We start from the raw sequence: 1,419 nt of genomic DNA on the forward strand, positions 1-1,419 counted from the left end.
CGCTCCAGTGCGTCGACAGCCTGCCGCCCCTCTCCCGGGCAGCAGTCGCGCAAGGCCCCCCGCAAGGTTCGCTCCGGCATTACCTGAACACATCGATCTGCTGAAGGATCTGCCTGAAGAACTGAATAAGGTATACCGCTCTAACGTCAAGCGGTTCCTGTTGCATCTGGAAGAGCAGGGGCAGTCATGGTCGCAACTGGTGCCCGCAGGCAGTGTTGCGGGTGCGCGACCTGCCGCGCTTGAACAGGCAGTCACCGAGGGTATCCGGCATCATGGCCTGCAGGCTAACACGCGCGCAGCCATCAACCAGGCCTTCGGGTTCAAACTGCAAGGTGACACAAGAATAGTTCGGCTTGCGCCGGATCTTCAGGAGCACAAGGATCTTCTGAAAGATTTGCCTGAAGAATTAAATCAGACTTACCGCTCTAACGTCAACCGGTTCCTGGCGCATCTGGAAGAGCAGGGACAGTCATGGCCACAACTGGTGCCTGCGGGCAGCGGTGCGGGTGCGCGGCCTGCCGCGCTTGAACAGGCAGTCAACGAGGGGATCCGGCATCATGGCTTGCGGGCCACCACGCGTACTGCGCTCAACCAGGCCTTCGGGTTCAGGCTGCAAGGCGACATAAAAGAAGTTCGGCTTGCGCCGGATCTTCAGGAGCACAAGGATCTGCTGAAGGATTTGCCTGAAGAACTGGGTCCGACTTACCGCTCTAACGTCAACCGGTTCCTGGCGCATCTGGAAGAGCAGGGACAGTCATGGTCGCAACTGGTGGCCGCGGGCAGCAGTGCGGGTGCGCGTCCTGCTGCGCTTGAACAGGCGGTCAACGAGGGGATCCGGCATCATGGCTTGCAGACCAGCACGCGCGCTGCGCTCAACCGGGCCTTCGGGTTCAAACTGCAAGGCGACACAAGAATAGTTCGGCTTACGCCGGATCTTCAGGAGCACAAGGATCTGTTGAAGGATCTGCCTGAAGAACTGGGTAAAGCTTACCGCTCTAGCGTCAACCGGTTCCTGGCGCATCTGGAGGAGCAGGGACAGTCATGGTCGCAACTGGTGCCCGCGGGCAGCGGTGAGGGTGCGCGTCCTGCGGCGCTGGAACAGGCAGTCAACGAGGGGATCCGGCATCATGGCTTGCAGGCCAACACGCGCGCTGCGCTCAACCGGGCCTTCGGGTTCACGCTGCAAAGTAAAGCAGAAAAGCAGGGATAACCCGGCCGACTGTGTCGCGACAACACTTCGCAGCGGCACAGGACTGATCCTGGGAGCGACGAAATGCCCCCAGTTTTGACAGCGCTTTGACGGGTTAACTGAGAGTGACCCGGTTCGACGGACGGAACTGCAGTTGGTTTTAGCCAGGTGTGGATCCTCCTGTTGCGTCGCGGGTTGTCCACGGCCGGGCGGCGGGTCGCCTGTCTCGA

General features: G+C 60.7%; 1 protein-coding gene. It reads left to right on the forward strand.

All coding sequences use genetic code 11. From position 1 onward, the window contains the following. Nucleotides 1–1,210: hypothetical protein (locus HV796_RS42325; protein ID WP_175233557.1), on the forward strand; the 1,210-nt coding region annotated here is incomplete at its 5' end. Nucleotides 1,211–1,419 lie beyond the last annotated feature (209 nt).

This window comes from Paraburkholderia humisilvae, from assembly GCF_902859855.1.
Lineage (GTDB): Bacteria > Pseudomonadota > Gammaproteobacteria > Burkholderiales > Burkholderiaceae > Paraburkholderia > Paraburkholderia humisilvae.